Here is a 14,429-nt window from a genome sequence, read left to right on the forward strand (position 1 = left end):
CACGTCCAATGATCGACGCTTTTCCGCCCATCCTGCTCGCAGCTGGCGACAATGCCATCGTCATCTCGGTCGCCCTGATCGGGCTGGCAGGGATCGGTGCGCAGTGGGTCGCATGGCGCACCGGCCTTCCGGCCATCGCCCTCATGTTGGTGGCGGGCATCATCCTCGGGCCGGTGACGGGCATCGTCAATCCGGCCGAGGATTTCGGCGAATTGCTCGAGCCGGCGGTGGCATTGGCGGTCGCGATCATCCTGTTCGAGGGCGGGCTGCAGCTGCGCTTCAACGAGCTGAAGAAAACGGGCGGCGCGGTGCCGCGGCTGGTTATCATCGGGGTGCCCGTCGGCTGGGCGCTCGGGGCCTGGGCCCTTTACGAAGTGGCGGGGCTGAGCCTTGCGGTCGCCGTGCTGTTCGCGGGCATCCTCGTCGTCACTGGCCCGACCGTGATCATCCCGCTCCTGCGCCAGACCAACCTTGCCCAGCGCCCGCGCGCGATCCTCAAGTGGGAAGGCATCGTCAACGATCCCATCGGCGCGCTCGCGGCGGTGGTGACCTACGAATTCCTCCTGCAGCAGCAGCAGGGCACCAGCTTCATCGACAATATCGTCGGCCTCGTCATCGCCAGCGCGGCGGCGGGCGCGGTCGGCTGGGGCGCGGCCAAGGCGGTGGCCTTCACCTTCCCGCGCGGCCTCGTGCCCGAATTCCTGAAGGCGCCGATCCTGTTCGTCACGGTGATCGGCACTTTCGTCCTGTCCAATTACGTCCAACAGGAAACGGGGCTGCTCGCGGTCACCGTGATGGGCATCGCGCTCGCCAACATGCACCTGTCGAGCGCGCGGACCTACTTGCCGTTCAAGGAGAATATCACGATCATCCTCGTCTCGGGCGTGTTCGTGACCCTGTCGGCGAGCCTCGACTGGAACATGATCCAGCAGTTCCAGTGGCGCTGGGCCGCGTTCCTGCTGGTCCTCCTTTTCCTCGTGCGTCCGCTGACCGTGCTCATCAGCCTCGCTTTCTCGAAGGTGCCGTGGAAGGAGCGCATCTTCGTTGCCTGGATCGCGCCGCGCGGGATCGTGCTGGTCGCCATTTCGGGCCTGTTCGCGCTGCGCCTCGACGAGCTCGGCTATTCGGGCGGCATGCTGCTCATCACCCTGTCCTTCGCGGTGGTGGCGGCGACCATCGTCGCGCATGGCTTTACCGCCGCGCCGCTCGCCAGGATACTCGGCCTCAACGGGCCCGAGAGCAATGGCGTGCTCATCGTCGGCACCACGCCCTTCTCGCTGCAGCTCGCCAAGACGCTGCGCGACCTCAAGGTCCCCGTGATGATCGCCGATACCAGCTGGCAGCGCCTGGGCGCCGCGCGGACCGAGAAACTGCCCACCTTCCACGGCGAGATCCTTGCCGAGGCGACCGAGGAGGACTTGGACTTCAACCAGTTCCAGGTGCTTGTCGCGACCACCGGCAACGAGGCCTATAACGCGCTCGTCTGCTCCGAATTCGCGCCCGAGATCGGGTCGGACAATGTCTACCAGCTGGGCGATGCCTCGGGCGATGACCCGCATGCGCTGCCCACGTCCTTGCGCGGGCGCTCGCTGTTCGATGCGGGGCATGGCGTCGAGGATGTCGCCGACCATGTCGCGCGCGGCTGGAAGCTGATGCCGATCGAGCTGACGATCACCTTCGACACCAATTTGATGCGTAGCCACCTGCCCGAGGAGCATTTGCCGCTGTTCGTGCTGCGCGAAGATGGCAGGCTGCGCTTCTACACCCACGCCTCGCGCCCCGACGGGCGGCCCGGCGACACGATCGTCGCTTATGTGCCACCCGGCACGCCGCATCCGCTCGACCAGGTCCTGCCCGACCGCGAGGGCGAGGACGGGGAGGGCGAGGGCGCGGCAGCCCCCGAGGCGGAACTCGACCGCACCGCATTGCCCGACCCGGGCGACGAGCATGAGGAGAGCAAGTGATGACCCCCCGCAACCGGCTGGCCCTTGTCCTTCTCGGCGTCGGCGCGCTGGCGGGGTGCCGCGAGCCCGCGCCGGCCGGACCCGAGCCCGAGGTCGAGGAAGAGAGCCCGCCGCTGCGCTCGATCATCCGCGAGGACATCGAGGAGCAGGTGCCGGTGGAAGAAGAGATCGAGGTGCCGATGGAGCTGACCGTCGGCTTCGGCGACCGCGACGCGCTCGATGCGGCAGCGATGCGCGCCATCGACGCCTTCTTCGGCGAGGAACGGCTGGCGAGCGACGAGGCGATCACCCTGTTCGGCCATTCGGATTCGATCGGCTCGGACGAGGCCAACGAGCGCGCCAGCGCGGCGCGGGCACAGGTCGTGGCGGACTATCTCGAGGAGCGGGGCGTCGATCCCGACCGCATCACCATCGTCGCGCTGGGCGAGCACAACCCGGTCGCGCCCAACCTGATGCTCGATGGCGAGCCCGACGAGGAAGGTCAGGCCATGAACCGCCGGGTCGAAATCGCCATCGGCACGCCCGGGCAGGTGACCGAGCGCCGCGCGCTGGAAGCACAGGAAGCGAGCGTCGAGGCCGAGGCCGCCGGCCTTGCCACCGAGGGGGCGACCTAGGGTTCAGTCAATCGGGTAAAATGGAGCGGGTGAAGGGAATCGAACCCTCGTCTTAAGCTTGGGAAGCTCCTGCTCTACCATTGAGCTACACCCGCATCGCGTTGACAAGCTGTGGAGTGGGGACGGCCTCGAGAGGCCATCGGCTGCAACTCCCAGCTGCGATCGGGCGCCGAACTGCCATCTTCGATGCACAGCGTCAATCCAATTCATTCGCGGCTGCGCCAGTGCGCCGCCTACAGATCGGGTCGCCTCCGACCATCGGCATGTCGGAGGTTTGCCAGCCCGGCCCAAACGGGGTTTATTCGAGGGTAACGACGGGGTTTGTCCGGAAGCGCTTGCCTTGTCAGAAGCGGAGGGCGCAACCATTTTGGCAAAGGCGTTCGACCTTGTGGACGGTGCGGTCGACGATGTGCTCACCATCGCGGGCGACTATGTCGGCGAGGACGGCGCCTGGGCCGATGTCGGCGAGACCAAAGGCTTCGGCCTGAAGGCGGGCTTGCGCTTCTAGGGCAGGCCGGGTCTCCAACAGCTCCACATGGGTGCAGGGGGGGGGGCACGCGCAAAGCGCGGCCGCCCTGCACCCTTTTCGGCGTCGGTCGAGCCCGAGCCCGCCGGATTGCCCCCGGCAAGCGAATATTCTACGCCTTCCCATTCAGGGGAGGCGTCATGAAGATCGCAGTGTTGGGCGGCGGGCCCGCGGGGCTCTATTTCGCCATCTCGATGAAGCTGCGCGATGCGGCCTGCGAGATCGACCTCTACGAGCGCAACAAGCCCGACGATACCTTCGGCTGGGGCGTGGTCTTCTCCGACCAGACGGTCGACAACCTCATGACCAACGACCCCGTGAGCGGCGCGGTGATCCGCGACGAATTCGCGCATTGGGACGATATCGACGTCCATATCCGCGGCGAGTGCATCCGCTCTTCGGGACATGGCTTCATCGGCATCGGCCGGAAGCGGTTGCTCGAGATCCTGCAGGAGCGGGCGCGCGGGCTCGGCGTCAACCTTCACTTCGAGCATGAGGCGTCGAGCGATCTTGGCGACTATCCGGGCTATGACCTCGTCATCGCCGCCGACGGCGCGAATAGCCGCATCCGCAGCCGCTACGAGGAGCATTTCGGCGTCGATATAGACCGCCGACGCAACAAATATTTCTGGTTCGGCACGCCGCGGACCTTCGAGGCTTTCACTTTTGCATTCGAAGAGCTGCCCGAGGGCTGGGTGTGGGCGCATGCCTATCGCTTCGACGAGGATTGCTCGACCTTCATCGTCGAGATGGATCCCGACACGTGGGAAAGGCTCGGTTTCGATCGCATGAGCCAGGCCGAGGCGATCCAAAAGTGCGAGGAGATTTTCGCCGACCAGCTCGAGGGCGCGCCGCTCCTGTCCAATGCGACCCATCTAAAGGGACCCGAGGCGTGGCTGCAATTCCCGCGCATCATCTGCGAGAAGTGGCATTACAGGAACCTCATCCTCCTCGGCGATGCGGCGCATACGGCGCATTTCTCGATCGGCTCGGGGACCAAGCTTGCACTCGAGGATGCGATCAAGCTCGCCGAAGTGTTGGCACGCCAGGGGCTGTCGCTTGCCGACGCGCTCGAGGAATATCGCGCCGAGCGGCACCTCGAGGTGCTCAAGCTCCAGAATAGCGCGCGCAATTCGACCGAATGGTTCGAGACGCTGGACCGCTATCTGGCGTTCGAACCGATCCAGTTCACCTATTCGCTGCTGACGCGCTCGCAGCGGGTGAGCCACGAGAATTTGCGGCTGCGTGATCCCGATTTCGTCGCGCGGCTCGAACAGTGGTTCGACGCCCGCGCGGGCGGGGAGGGTGACGCGGTGCCGCCGATGTTCGCGCCATTCAGGCTGCGCGAGATGGGGCTTGCCAACCGGATCACGGTGTCGCCGATGGCGATCTACATGGCCGAGGAGGGGATGGTCGGCGACTATCACCTCGTCCATTATGGCGAGCGCGCGAAGGGCGGGGCGGGGCTGCTCTACACCGAGATGACCTGCGTCAGCCCCGAGGGGCGCATCACGCCCGGCTGTCCCGGCATCTGGTCCGATGAACAGGCGGCGGCGTGGAAGCGCATTGTCGATTTCGCCCATGCGCATGGCGACGCCAAATTCTGCCTCCAGCTCGGCCATTCGGGCCCCAAGGGTTCGACCAGGGTCGGTTGGGAGGGCTATGACGTGCCGCTCGAGGACGGCAACTGGCCGATCATGGCCTCGTCGGACGTGCCGTGGAGCCCCGACAACCAGGTACCGCGCCCGATGAGCCGCGCGGATATGGACAGTGTGCGCGACCAGTTCGTCGCGGCGACGCGGCGCGGGGTGGATGCGGGGTTCGACATGATCGAACTGCACGCCGCGCACGGTTACCTGCTGTCGAGCTTCATCACGCCGCTGCACAACAAGCGGACCGATGAATATGGCGGCAGCCTCGAGAACAGGCTGCGCTTCCCGCTCGAGGTGTTCGCGGCGATGCGCGAGGCCTGGCCCGCGGACCGGCCCATGTCGGTCCGCATCTCGGCCAATGACTGGATGGGTGATCAAGGCGTGACCCCCGACGAGGCGGTCGAGATCGGGCGGGCGTTTGCCGCGGCAGGGGCGGATTTGATTGACGTGTCGGCGGGGCAGACCTGGGCCGACTGCAAGCCAGTCTATGGCCGCATGTTCCAGACGCCCTTTTCCGACCAGATCCGCAACGAGGCACGGCTGACGACGATGGCGGTGGGCAATATCTTCGAGACCGACCACGCCAATTCGATCCTTGCCGCAGGGCGCGCCGACCTCGTGGCATTGGCGCGGCCGCACCTTGCCGATCCGCACTGGACGCTGCGCGCCGCCGCCGAGCTCGGCTATGACGGGGTGCGGGTGCCAAGACCCTATCGCGCGGGGCATGAGCAATTGCGCCGTAATTTGAAGCGCGCGGCGGAGATGGCGTCATGATGCTGGCGGGTGCCCATGCCATCGTCACCGGCGGTGGCACCGGTATCGGCGCGGCAATCGCGCGGGCGCTGGCCGCAGAGGGGGCGAAGGTCAGTGTCGTCGGACGACGCCTCGGGCCGCTGGAAGAGGTGGCGGGCGAGATCGGCGGCACCGCGATCAGCGCCGACCTTTCACGGCCCGAGGAGATAGATCGGGCGTTCGATGAGGCGCGTGCTGCCAACGGCCCGATCAAAATTCTCGTCAACAATGCAGGCATTGCGCCCTCGGCACCTTTCAAGCGCACCGACAGTGACATGTGGCGCAACGTCATGGCGACCAATCTCGATGCGCCCTTCCATTGCTGCAAGGCGGCGCTCGGGGACCTTCTGGCGGCCGACGCAGGCCGGATCGTCACCATCGCCTCGGTCGCGGGACTGGAGGGCTTTGCCTATGTCGCGCCCTATGTCGCCTCCAAGCACGGGGTGGTCGGGTTGATGCGCGCGTTGGCCGCCGAATATGCGGGCACGCGGCTGACCGCCAATGCCGTCTGCCCGGGCTTCGTCGATACCGACATCGTCGCGAACGCCGCCGCGCTCATCGCCGCGAAGAGCGGGATGGACGAGGAAGAAGCGCGCGCGCAGCTCGCCCGCCAGAACAAGGGCGGCACGCTGCTCAGCCCCGAGGACGTCGCCCGTGTCGTCGTCGAGCTGTGCGACCCGTCTTGCAACACCACCGGCGCCGCCATCACCATCGAGGACCGACCATGACCCCCGAGACTTTCGCTCCCGACCATTTCCGCTGGGACTTCGCCGATGGTGTGGCGACGATCACGCTCGACCGGCCCGAGAAGAAGAACCCGCTGACCTTCGACAGCTATGCCGAGCTGGTCGCGACCTTCCGCGCCTTGCGCGACACGCCCGCCGTGAAGGCCGTGGTGATGGCGGGCGCGGGGGGCAATTTTTCGAGCGGCGGCGATGTCCACGAGATCATCGGCCCGCTCACTGAAATGGACATGCCCGGGCTCCTTGCCTTCACTCGCATGACGGGAGACCTCGTCAAGGCGATGCGGGGCTGTCCGCAGCCGATCATCGCGGCATTGGACGGCATTTGCGCGGGTGCTGGCGCGATCGTGGCGATGGCGTCGGACATGCGGCTCGCCAGCCCCGACACGCGTACGGCCTTCCTGTTCACCCGCGTCGGGCTGGCCGGCTGCGACATGGGCGCCTGTGCGATCCTGCCGCGCATCATCGGGCAGGGGCGGGCGTCCGAATTGCTCTACACCGGCCGCTTCATGAGCGCCGAAGAGGGGCTCGCCTGGGGCTTCCACAACCGCATCGTCGACGACAGCGAGGTCTTGGCAGAAGCACAGGCGCTGGCGCGCAGCCTCGCCGACGGCCCGACCTTCGCCCATGGCATCACCAAGACGCAGCTCTCCGCTGAGTGGAACGTCAGCCTCGAGACCGCGATCGAGATGGAGGCGCAGGCGCAGGCGATCTGCATGGCGACCAAGGATTTCCGCCGCGCCTTCGAGGCCTTCGCCGACCGCCGCACCCCCGAGTTCAAGGGGGACTGACATGGATCTCGACTGGCCCTTTTTCGACGACCACCACCGCGACCTCGGGGCGCGGCTTGAGGCGTGGTGCGACGCGAATCTGCGGGACGTCGATCATTCCGATACGGACGAAGCCTGCCGCACGCTGGTGCGGCAGTTGGGCGAGGGCGGGTGGCTGCGCTACTGCGTGCCCGCCAGTCATGGCGGGGTGCACAAGACCCTCGATGTGCGCAGCCTTGCCATCCTTCGCTCGACGCTGGCGCGGCACGATGCGCTGGCCGATTTCGCTTTTGCCATGCAGGGGCTGGGGTCGGGCACGATCAGCCTGTTCGGCACCGATGCGCAGAAGGCCGACATCCTGCCCGCCGTGGCCGCTGGCGAGAAGATCGCCGCCTTCGCGCTGACCGAGCCGCGTTCGGGCTCGGACGTCGCCAATGTCGAGACGAGCGCGGTCGAGACTGACGATGGCTGGAAGATCGACGGGGCGAAGAGCTATATCTCCAACGGCGGGATCGCGGATTATTACGTCCTCTTCGCGCGCACCGGTGAGGCACCGGGGGCCAAGGGGCTGTCGGCCTTCCTCGTGCCCGCGGACACGCCGGGGCTCGACGACAGCGAACGGATCGAGGTGATCGCGCCGCATCCGCTGAGCGCGCTCAAGTTCGACGACATGCGCTTGCCCGCCGATGCGCTGGTCGGCGAGCGCGGGCGCGGTTTCCAGCAAGCGATGGCGACGCTCGACATCTTCCGCACCAGCGTGGGGGCCGCCGCGCTCGGCTTTGCGCAGCGTGCCTATGAGGAGACGCTGGCGCGCGTTACCAGCCGCAAGCTGGGTGACGGCACGCTGGCCGACAGTCCGGTGACGCAATCCACGCTCGCCGACATGGCGCTGGGGCTCGACAGCGCGGGGCTGCTCATCGCGCGGGCGGGCTGGGTGCGCGACGTCACGGGGCGGCGTAACAGCCGCGAGGCGGCGATGGCCAAGCTCGCCGCCACCGAAAATGCGCAGGCGATCATCGACCAGGCGGTACAGCTTCATGGCGGGCTCGGGGTGACGAAGGGCGTGGCGGTCGAGGCGCTCTATCGCGATATCCGCGCGCTCCGCATCTACGAGGGCGCTTCCGAGGTGCAGAAGCTGGTGATCGCCAAGTCGATCCTGTCGGAGCGCGGCTGATGGCGTATGAGGCGTCCCGCAAGGTGCGCTTCGGCGCCTGCGATGCGGCGGGGATCGCATATTATCCGGCGCTGTTCGAACTGTGCGACGGGGTGATCGAGGACTGGACCGCCGACGTGCTGGGCGTGCCACGGCGCGAATTGCACCTCGAGCAGGGGCTGGCGCTGCCGACCGTCGACATGCGCGCGACCTTCGGCAGCCCCGCGCGGCTCGGCGACCGCCTGGACATGGTGCTGCACGTGCGGCGTGTCGGCAATTCGTCGGTCGACCTCGCGCTGACCGCGGCGGTCGCGGGACGGGAATGTTTTTCGATCACCTATCGGCAGGTGCTGATGGAGATGGAGGGGGCGCGCTCGCTGGCATGGCCGGGCGAATGGCGCGAGCGGCTAGAGGCCGCGATCGAGGGGACAGACCAATGAACCAGATCCTGCAGCCGCCGGGCTGGCCGCGGCCCAAGGGCTATGCCAACGGTATTGCCGCGAGCGGGCGGATGATCTTCACCGCGGGCGTCGTCGGCTGGAACGAGCGCGAGGAGTTCGTCGCCGCCGACATGGCGGGGCAGTTCCGGCAGGTGCTCGAGAATACGGTTGCGATCCTCGCCGAGGGCGGCGCGGCGCCGGCGCATATCGTGCGCATGACCTGCTATGTCACCGACCGCGACGCCTATGTCGACAGCCTCGAGGGCATCGGCGCGGCGTGGCGCGAGATCCTCGGCAAGGTCTTCCCCGCCATGGCGGTGGTCGAGGTGTCGCGGCTGGTCGAGCCCGCCGCGCTGGTCGAGATCGAGACGACCGCGGTGGTGCCGCAATGAGCCGCGATCGCTTCGTCGAGGAGCGGCTGCCGAACGCGTCGGAGCAGCCCGAATTCCGCTTCGACCTGCCCGAACTGCGCTATCCCGAGCAGCTCAATGCGGCGGTCGAATTGCTGGCGGTCGGGGGGGCGGACGATGTCGCGCTTCTTTCTGATGCGGGCGCGCTGACCTATGGCGAGCTCGACAGGTTGTCGAACCGCGTGGCGCGGTTGCTGGTCGACGAGCAGGGGCTCGTGCCGGGCAATCGCGTGCTGCTCGCGGGGCGCAACACGGCGACGATCCTTGCCTGCTGGCTGGGTATCTTGAAGGCGGGCGGGATCGCCGTCGCGCTGATGCCGATCCTGCGCGGCAAGGAATTCGCGACCGTCTGCGAAAAGGCGCAGATCAGCCATGCGATCGTGGATACGCCCTGCCTCGAGGCCTATGACGAGATGGCGCGCAGCTGCTCCTCGATGCGCTCGTTCATTGCCTTCGACGGCGATGCCGAGGGCGATGAATTGTCGCGCCGGCTGGCGGGGTTGAGCGAGGACTTCGACGCTGTTCGCACAGGGCGCGACGATCCGGCGCTCATCGCCTTCACATCGGGGACGACGGGGGTGCCGAAGGGCTGCGTGCATTTCCACCGCGACGTGCTTGCCAGCTGCGACAGCTTCGCACGCCACATCATCGGCGGGGGCAAGGACGATCGCTGGGCCTGCACCGCGCCGCTCGCCTTCACCTTCGGGCTGGGCATGCAATATCTCTTCCCGCTGCGTGTCGGCGGCACGGCGGTGATCCCGTCCAAGCCCGGTCCCGAGGGGCTGTTGGACGCGATCGAGCGGCACCGCGTCACCATCTGCGCCACCGCGCCGACCGCCTATCGCGCCATGCTCGGCCAACTCGGCGGGCGCGACATCTCCTCGCTCACGACCTGCGTGTCGGCGGGCGAGCACCTGCCCAAGGGAACGTGGGAGGCGTGGAAGGCGGCGACGGGCATCCCGATCATCGACGGGATCGGCGCGACCGAGATGATGCATATCTTCATTTCGGCGAGCGGGAAGGACATCCGCCCCGGCTCCACCGGCAAGGCAGTGCCCGGCTATGAGGCGACCGTGCTCGACGACGAGGGGGCGTCGCTGGAAACCGGGACAGGCCGGCTCGCGGTCAAGGGACCGACGGGCTGCCGCTATCTCGATGACCCGCGGCAGGCGGACTATGTGGTGGGCGGCTGGAACGTCACCGGCGACACCTATCGCAAGGACGAGGACGGCTATTTCTGGTACCTCGCCCGCTCGGACGACATGATCATCTCCTCGGGCTACAATATCGCGGGGCCCGAAGTGGAGATGGCGCTCTACGAGCATCCCGCGGTGGCCGAATGCGGGGTCATCGGCGCGCCCTGCGAGGAACGCGGACAGATGGTCGAGGCGCATGTCGTGCTGGCGCCGGGATATGAGCCCTCCGAAGCGCTGGTCGAGGAACTGCAGGCGCATGTGAAGGCGATCATCGCGCCCTACAAATATCCGCGCTCGATCCGTTTCGTGGACAGCCTGCCCAAGACCGCCACGGGCAAGCTTCGCCGTGTCGCGCTGCGCGAGGCGCGGGACGCATAGCGAGCCACCGCATGCGCGCGAAGGCGGGCGTGCCTCAGCCCGTCGGGCCGAATTGCGAGACCTCGACGATCTTGTCGGCGGGGATGCCGGCGGCCTCCGCGGCCCTGCGGATCGCCTCGGGATCGCTCGCCTGGTAGAGGCAGTAGGTCTTGGTCTGGTCGGCGCTCAGGAAGCTGTGGAGCCATTCCACACCCGCCTCGGCATTGATCGCCTCGATCCCCGCGATCCCCTCGGGGGTGACCTCGAGACGTTCGGCGAACTGGCGTTCGATCAGGTAGAGCGGCATTGTTCTTTCCCCCTTGTCATTGGTCCGGTGTGTCATTGGCGACGAGCCCGATGCGGCGGGCATAGCCGGCCGCCGCGGTGCGGTTGCGGCAGTCGATCTTGCTGAAGATGTTGCGCACATGGGTGGCCACGGTGGGCACCGAGATGTGGAGGTGGCGCGAGATGGCGGCGTTGCTGGCGCCGCCCGCGATCTCGCGCAGCACTTCGACCTCGCGCGGAGTGAGCTGGTCGAAGCCGTGGCTGGCGGCCATCGAGCGCAATTTGGTGCCGGCTTCGGCAAAGCGGTCCGCGAGAGATGCCATGCCGAGCGGTCCGGCCTCGCCGGCAAATTCCTCTTCCAGTTCGCGGGCGCGCCGGATGGCCTGCGGCGAGCCATCGGCGAGCAGGACCTCGACATGATCGCATGCCACGCGCAGCATTGCCGGCATCGAGCCCCAGTCGCGCGCTTGGTCGAGCGCGCTCTCGAGCCACGGATGGGCCTCGTCGACATTGCGCAAGCTCGCCTTGGCGAGGCCGAGGAGCCGGTCGACAGGGCCGAAATTGGCGAAGACGGGACCGTTGATGACCACCGCGCCGGCGTCGGGCAGCAGTTCCTCGTAGAGGGCACGCGCGAGCCTTGCGTTGCCGGTGCGCCAGCAGGTCTCGGCCAGCATCGCCAGCGTCAGGCGGCGCATGTCATCCTCGGGGATGGTGGCGATGCCCTCGCGGTGGATGCGGTCGAGCAGGGCGGAGGCCTGGTCGAGGCGTCCGGCTTCGGCCAGCATCAGCGCCATGCCGGGCTTCCAGGCGCGGCCGCCCATCGCATCGCCGATCCGCTCGGTCAGCTCGGCGAAGGCGCCAAGCGTGCCGCGCTCGCGCTGGATCAGGAACATGACGGTGCCGAACATGCCGCCCGCGCCCGAGCCCGAAATGCGCTCGCCGAGCGATTTTGCCTTCACCGCCGAGGCGGACGCGGCGGCAAAGTCGCCTTCGAACAGGGCTAGCGTGGTCGTCCAGCCTTGCATGACATAGAGGAAATGCGGCTGCGCCAGCTCGCGGGCGACGACCCGAAGCTCGCCAAGAAGTATGCGGAAGGTCGCCCAGTCGCCCATGCAGGCGCAGCGGTAGCCATAGGAGATAATGGCATTGGCGAGGCGGGGCGCGTCCTGCAGCGCCTTGGCGACCTCATAGGCCTCGCGGACCAGCGTCAGCCGTTCGCTTTGGTCGCCCGGGCGGGAGAAGACCGGATGCACGCCAAATTCGATTGCGTCACACAATTCGGCTGGATCGCCGAGGGCACGCGCTTTCTCGATCGCTTGGATGCCATGAGCATAGGCGTCCTCGAGCCTCCCAAGCTTCAACAGCGCCGTGCCGAGGCAATATTGGAGGCGGACAACCGTATTGTCGTCCAGCTCGTCGGCGTGGTCCAGAGCCAGTTCGAGGCAGGGGGCCACCTCGTCAGAGGCTAGTCCCGGCTGCCACCGCGCTTTCTCGTAGGCGATGGCGGCCGCGGCGACTTGCGACCAGTCGCCGAGTTTGCGGGCGAGCTCCAACGCATGGCGGCTGGCCTCGATCGAGGCGAGATTGTCGCCGGCCAGATGTTCGGCCTCGGCCAGCAGGAGACAGGTGTCGATCCGGCTTTCCTCGTCGTCGATGCCCGGGATGGAATGGCATTCGAGTGCGATGCGGAATTGCGCTGCGGCGTCGTGATAGGCGGCGACCGACACGGCATGGCGGCCGGCGCGCCAGGCAAAATCGATCACCCGCCGCGCGCCGACGAACATCTGCCCCTCGAAGGCGTGATAGGCGAGGGCGGCGAGCACGTCGGGGTCGTCGGCGCCGCGCACCCGCTCGATGGTCGAGGCCGCCTCTGCATGTGTCTTCAGCCGCTGCATCGGCGCCATCGCGTCATAGAGCACTTCGCGTACCAGCGCGTGGGTGAACTGCCAGCGCCCGCGCACCGGGTCGTCGGGGCGGACGAGCCCGAGCGCGGCGGCCTCGTCGAGAAGCGCGGGATCGAAGGCAGGCTCGAGGTCGGACAGGATGGCGAGATCGAAAACACGGCCGAGAACGGCGGCCCTCTCGAGCAGCAGGCGGCAGGCGGGGGAGGTGGCGGACAGGCGCATGCCGATCGCCTCGATGATCCCCTCGGGGATGGTCAGGCGCGGCGGCAGGCTTGCCTTGCCGTCCGCGACATGTCCCTCGTCGACGAGCGACTGGACGATCTGGCGCAGGAACAGCGGGTTGCCCTCGGTCTGGCGGTGGAGCCGCCGCGCGATGACCGTATCTGGCATCCAGCCGCTCAGCGCATGGCAGAAATGCGCGCATTCGAGCTGGTCCATCCCGCGCACGACGAAGCGGTGGGCGTGCGCCATCGCGGCGACCGGCGGGACGGTGGCGCCGGCGCTGCGTAGCCCGTCATTTTCGCGGAACGTGACGAGGAGCAGGACGGGGACGTCCTCGATCGCGGCCGCGAGCATCTCGAGCAGCGCTGCCGAGGCGCGGTCGGCATGGAGGATGTCGTCGAAGAAGAGCGCGACCGGCCGGTCGTTCGCCACCTCGCGCAGCACTGCCGTCAGCCGGTCGACCAACTGCCAGTGCGAGCGCTGGCCGCTCGCGCGTTCTTCCATCTGCTGGACCAGTGCGGCGGCGCCGCTGTCCGGGAAGTCGGCGGCGATGCTGCGGCACAGGCCGATCCAGCCGCGATATGGCGGGCAGTCGCGCTGTTCGGGAAAAGCCGACCAATAAGTGAGCACGCCGTCCTCGGCGGCGCGGCTGCTCATCCGGCGGGCAAGCGCGGTCTTGCCGATGCCGGCATGGCCCGAGACCACGACCAGCTGGCCGGCGCCGCCGTGCAGCCGCTCGAGAATCTTTGCGAAGGAAGCGAGTTCGTCGTCCCTCCCGACAAAGTGGTTCCCGAGAATCATGACCTCACCCTGGCTCCCTCAGCGGTGTCTCGACTTCACTCCATACAGTAATGCGGATTAATTCTCGCGCCTCATCATAATTGATGATGCGGCCGAACCTTCTCTGGCGCGACAGTCCATCAGGCTTCGGGCCCGTCGGTCCGCGGCTTCGTGAAGACAACATCATGAGGAGGGAAAGAGTTATGAAGACCCTGTTTGCCATCGCCGCCGCGTTCGCGCTTTCCGGCCCCGCGCTTGCTACCGACCCCGCGCCCGTGGCGTTGAGCGACAGCGATCTCGACCGCGTCACCGCGGGCGATCTCCTGCTGCCCAACGGCCAGATCCAGTTCGAAGGGATCGACGGGCCGGGCAAGGATGCGACCAATTTCATCTGCACCGACCTCGGCATGTGCCACTCGACCTTCCTGCGCAGCCTGACCGCGGTCGGCGAACTGGTGGGCAAGGAAACGGGCTCCGGCATGCAGGTGCCGGGCATCGAGGGGCCGTGGGCCGCCGGCCGCGTCGACAACCCCATCGAATGCGTGGACTGCCCGTAAGGGCAGGGGAAACGGAGCGGGTGCGGCCTTCATGCTCGCAGGCCCCGTACCCGCTCCGCCCCCG

At 67.4% G+C, this 14,429-nt stretch carries 13 protein-coding genes and 1 tRNA gene; 11 read left to right on the forward strand and 3 right to left on the reverse strand.

The features are described from left to right. The first annotated feature begins 8 nt into the window (after positions 1 to 8). Together NUW81_RS11550 and NUW81_RS11555 are read left to right on the forward strand one after the other, a co-directional pair. On the forward strand, positions 9 to 1,964 hold the full coding sequence (locus NUW81_RS11550; protein ID WP_245113431.1) for a cation:proton antiporter: 1,956 nt from the start codon (positions 9 to 11) through the stop codon (positions 1,962 to 1,964). Continuing rightward, positions 1,964 to 2,578: an OmpA family protein gene (locus NUW81_RS11555; RefSeq protein WP_245113432.1), complete on the forward strand. Its 615-nt coding sequence runs from the start codon at positions 1,964 to 1,966 to the stop codon at positions 2,576 to 2,578. The genes NUW81_RS11550 and NUW81_RS11555 overlap by 1 nt, the downstream gene beginning before the upstream one ends. Before the next feature lie 21 nt (positions 2,579 to 2,599). On the opposite strand, the gene NUW81_RS11560 is transcribed toward NUW81_RS11555, so the two are convergent. After that, positions 2,600 to 2,673: transfer RNA gene (locus NUW81_RS11560), tRNA-Gly, on the reverse strand. A 272-nt stretch (positions 2,674 to 2,945) separates the two neighbouring features. Here NUW81_RS11560 and NUW81_RS11565 point away from each other — a divergent pair. The 8 genes from NUW81_RS11565 to NUW81_RS11600 all read left to right on the forward strand — a co-directional run bounded on the left by NUW81_RS11565 (position 2,946) and on the right by NUW81_RS11600 (position 10,638). Continuing rightward, complete coding sequence (locus tag NUW81_RS11565) at positions 2,946 to 3,086, forward strand: hypothetical protein (RefSeq protein ID WP_245113435.1); 141 nt, start codon at positions 2,946 to 2,948, stop codon at positions 3,084 to 3,086. A gap of 158 nt (positions 3,087 to 3,244) precedes the next feature. Beyond that, a complete protein-coding gene (locus NUW81_RS11570) occupies positions 3,245 to 5,530 on the forward strand; it encodes a bifunctional salicylyl-CoA 5-hydroxylase/oxidoreductase (protein ID WP_245113437.1) in 2,286 nt (761 codons plus the stop codon). Further along, positions 5,527 to 6,276, forward strand: coding sequence for an SDR family NAD(P)-dependent oxidoreductase (locus NUW81_RS11575; protein ID WP_245113439.1), 750 nt, complete (start codon positions 5,527 to 5,529; stop codon positions 6,274 to 6,276). Before NUW81_RS11570 ends, NUW81_RS11575 begins: the two co-directional genes overlap by 4 nt. Continuing rightward, on the forward strand, positions 6,273 to 7,082 hold the full coding sequence (locus NUW81_RS11580; RefSeq protein WP_245113441.1) for an enoyl-CoA hydratase family protein: 810 nt from the start codon (positions 6,273 to 6,275) through the stop codon (positions 7,080 to 7,082). The genes NUW81_RS11575 and NUW81_RS11580 overlap by 4 nt, the downstream gene beginning before the upstream one ends. Position 7,083: 1 nt before the next feature. Continuing rightward, positions 7,084 to 8,235: an acyl-CoA dehydrogenase family protein gene (locus NUW81_RS11585; protein WP_245113444.1), complete on the forward strand. Its 1,152-nt coding sequence runs from the start codon at positions 7,084 to 7,086 to the stop codon at positions 8,233 to 8,235. After that, the gene (locus NUW81_RS11590; protein WP_245113446.1) at positions 8,235 to 8,654 is read left to right on the forward strand and encodes an acyl-CoA thioesterase; all 420 of its coding nucleotides are present in this window, start codon (positions 8,235 to 8,237) and stop codon (positions 8,652 to 8,654) included. The genes NUW81_RS11585 and NUW81_RS11590 overlap by 1 nt, the downstream gene beginning before the upstream one ends. Continuing rightward, positions 8,651 to 9,046 carry a RidA family protein gene (locus tag NUW81_RS11595; protein WP_245113447.1) on the forward strand — a complete coding sequence of 132 codons (396 nt, stop codon included), beginning with the start codon at positions 8,651 to 8,653 and terminating at the stop codon, positions 9,044 to 9,046. The genes NUW81_RS11590 and NUW81_RS11595 overlap by 4 nt, the downstream gene beginning before the upstream one ends. Beyond that, positions 9,043 to 10,638, forward strand: a complete 1,596-nt coding sequence (locus NUW81_RS11600; RefSeq protein WP_245113448.1) for an AMP-binding protein — start codon at positions 9,043 to 9,045, stop codon at positions 10,636 to 10,638. The genes NUW81_RS11595 and NUW81_RS11600 overlap by 4 nt, the downstream gene beginning before the upstream one ends. A gap of 34 nt (positions 10,639 to 10,672) precedes the next feature. Here NUW81_RS11600 and NUW81_RS11605 read toward each other — a convergent pair whose 3' ends face one another. Both NUW81_RS11605 and NUW81_RS11610 read right to left on the reverse strand, forming a co-directional pair. Further along, the gene (locus NUW81_RS11605) at positions 10,673 to 10,924 is read right to left on the reverse strand and encodes a nickel-binding protein (RefSeq protein ID WP_245113449.1); all 252 of its coding nucleotides are present in this window, start codon (positions 10,922 to 10,924) and stop codon (positions 10,673 to 10,675) included. A 16-nt stretch (positions 10,925 to 10,940) separates the two neighbouring features. Continuing rightward, positions 10,941 to 13,829: a helix-turn-helix transcriptional regulator gene (locus NUW81_RS11610; protein ID WP_245113451.1), complete on the reverse strand. Its 2,889-nt coding sequence runs from the start codon at positions 13,827 to 13,829 to the stop codon at positions 10,941 to 10,943. 182 nt (positions 13,830 to 14,011) lie between these two features. Between NUW81_RS11610 and NUW81_RS11615 the strand changes: the two genes are divergently transcribed. Next, on the forward strand, positions 14,012 to 14,365 hold the full coding sequence (locus NUW81_RS11615; protein ID WP_245113453.1) for a hypothetical protein: 354 nt from the start codon (positions 14,012 to 14,014) through the stop codon (positions 14,363 to 14,365). The last annotated feature ends 64 nt before the right edge of the window (positions 14,366 to 14,429 follow it).

This window comes from Sphingomicrobium aestuariivivum, assembly GCF_024721585.1.
Taxonomy (GTDB): Bacteria; Pseudomonadota; Alphaproteobacteria; order Sphingomonadales; family Sphingomonadaceae; genus Sphingomicrobium; species Sphingomicrobium aestuariivivum.

What these genes read in the sequence shown, in the direction of transcription:
- NUW81_RS11570 (WP_245113437.1), top strand. Translation starts at nt 3,245, where the DNA reads ATGAAGATCGCAGTGTTGGGCGGCGGGCCCGCGGGGCTCTATTTCGCC.
- NUW81_RS11575 (WP_245113439.1), top strand. Translation starts at nt 5,527, where the DNA reads ATGATGCTGGCGGGTGCCCATGCCATCGTCACCGGCGGTGGCACCGGT.
- NUW81_RS11590 (WP_245113446.1), top strand. Translation starts at nt 8,235, where the DNA reads ATGGCGTATGAGGCGTCCCGCAAGGTGCGCTTCGGCGCCTGCGATGCG.
- NUW81_RS11595 (WP_245113447.1), top strand. Translation starts at nt 8,651, where the DNA reads ATGAACCAGATCCTGCAGCCGCCGGGCTGGCCGCGGCCCAAGGGCTAT.
- NUW81_RS11585 (WP_245113444.1), top strand. Translation starts at nt 7,084, where the DNA reads ATGGATCTCGACTGGCCCTTTTTCGACGACCACCACCGCGACCTCGGG.
- NUW81_RS11610 (WP_245113451.1), bottom strand. Translation starts at nt 13,829, where the DNA reads ATGATTCTCGGGAACCACTTTGTCGGGAGGGACGACGAACTCGCTTCC.
- NUW81_RS11580 (WP_245113441.1), top strand. Translation starts at nt 6,273, where the DNA reads ATGACCCCCGAGACTTTCGCTCCCGACCATTTCCGCTGGGACTTCGCC.
- NUW81_RS11615 (WP_245113453.1), top strand. Translation starts at nt 14,012, where the DNA reads ATGAAGACCCTGTTTGCCATCGCCGCCGCGTTCGCGCTTTCCGGCCCC.
- NUW81_RS11600 (WP_245113448.1), top strand. Translation starts at nt 9,043, where the DNA reads ATGAGCCGCGATCGCTTCGTCGAGGAGCGGCTGCCGAACGCGTCGGAG.
- NUW81_RS11550 (WP_245113431.1), top strand. Translation starts at nt 9, where the DNA reads ATGATCGACGCTTTTCCGCCCATCCTGCTCGCAGCTGGCGACAATGCC.
- NUW81_RS11555 (WP_245113432.1), top strand. Translation starts at nt 1,964, where the DNA reads ATGACCCCCCGCAACCGGCTGGCCCTTGTCCTTCTCGGCGTCGGCGCG.
- NUW81_RS11605 (WP_245113449.1), bottom strand. Translation starts at nt 10,924, where the DNA reads ATGCCGCTCTACCTGATCGAACGCCAGTTCGCCGAACGTCTCGAGGTC.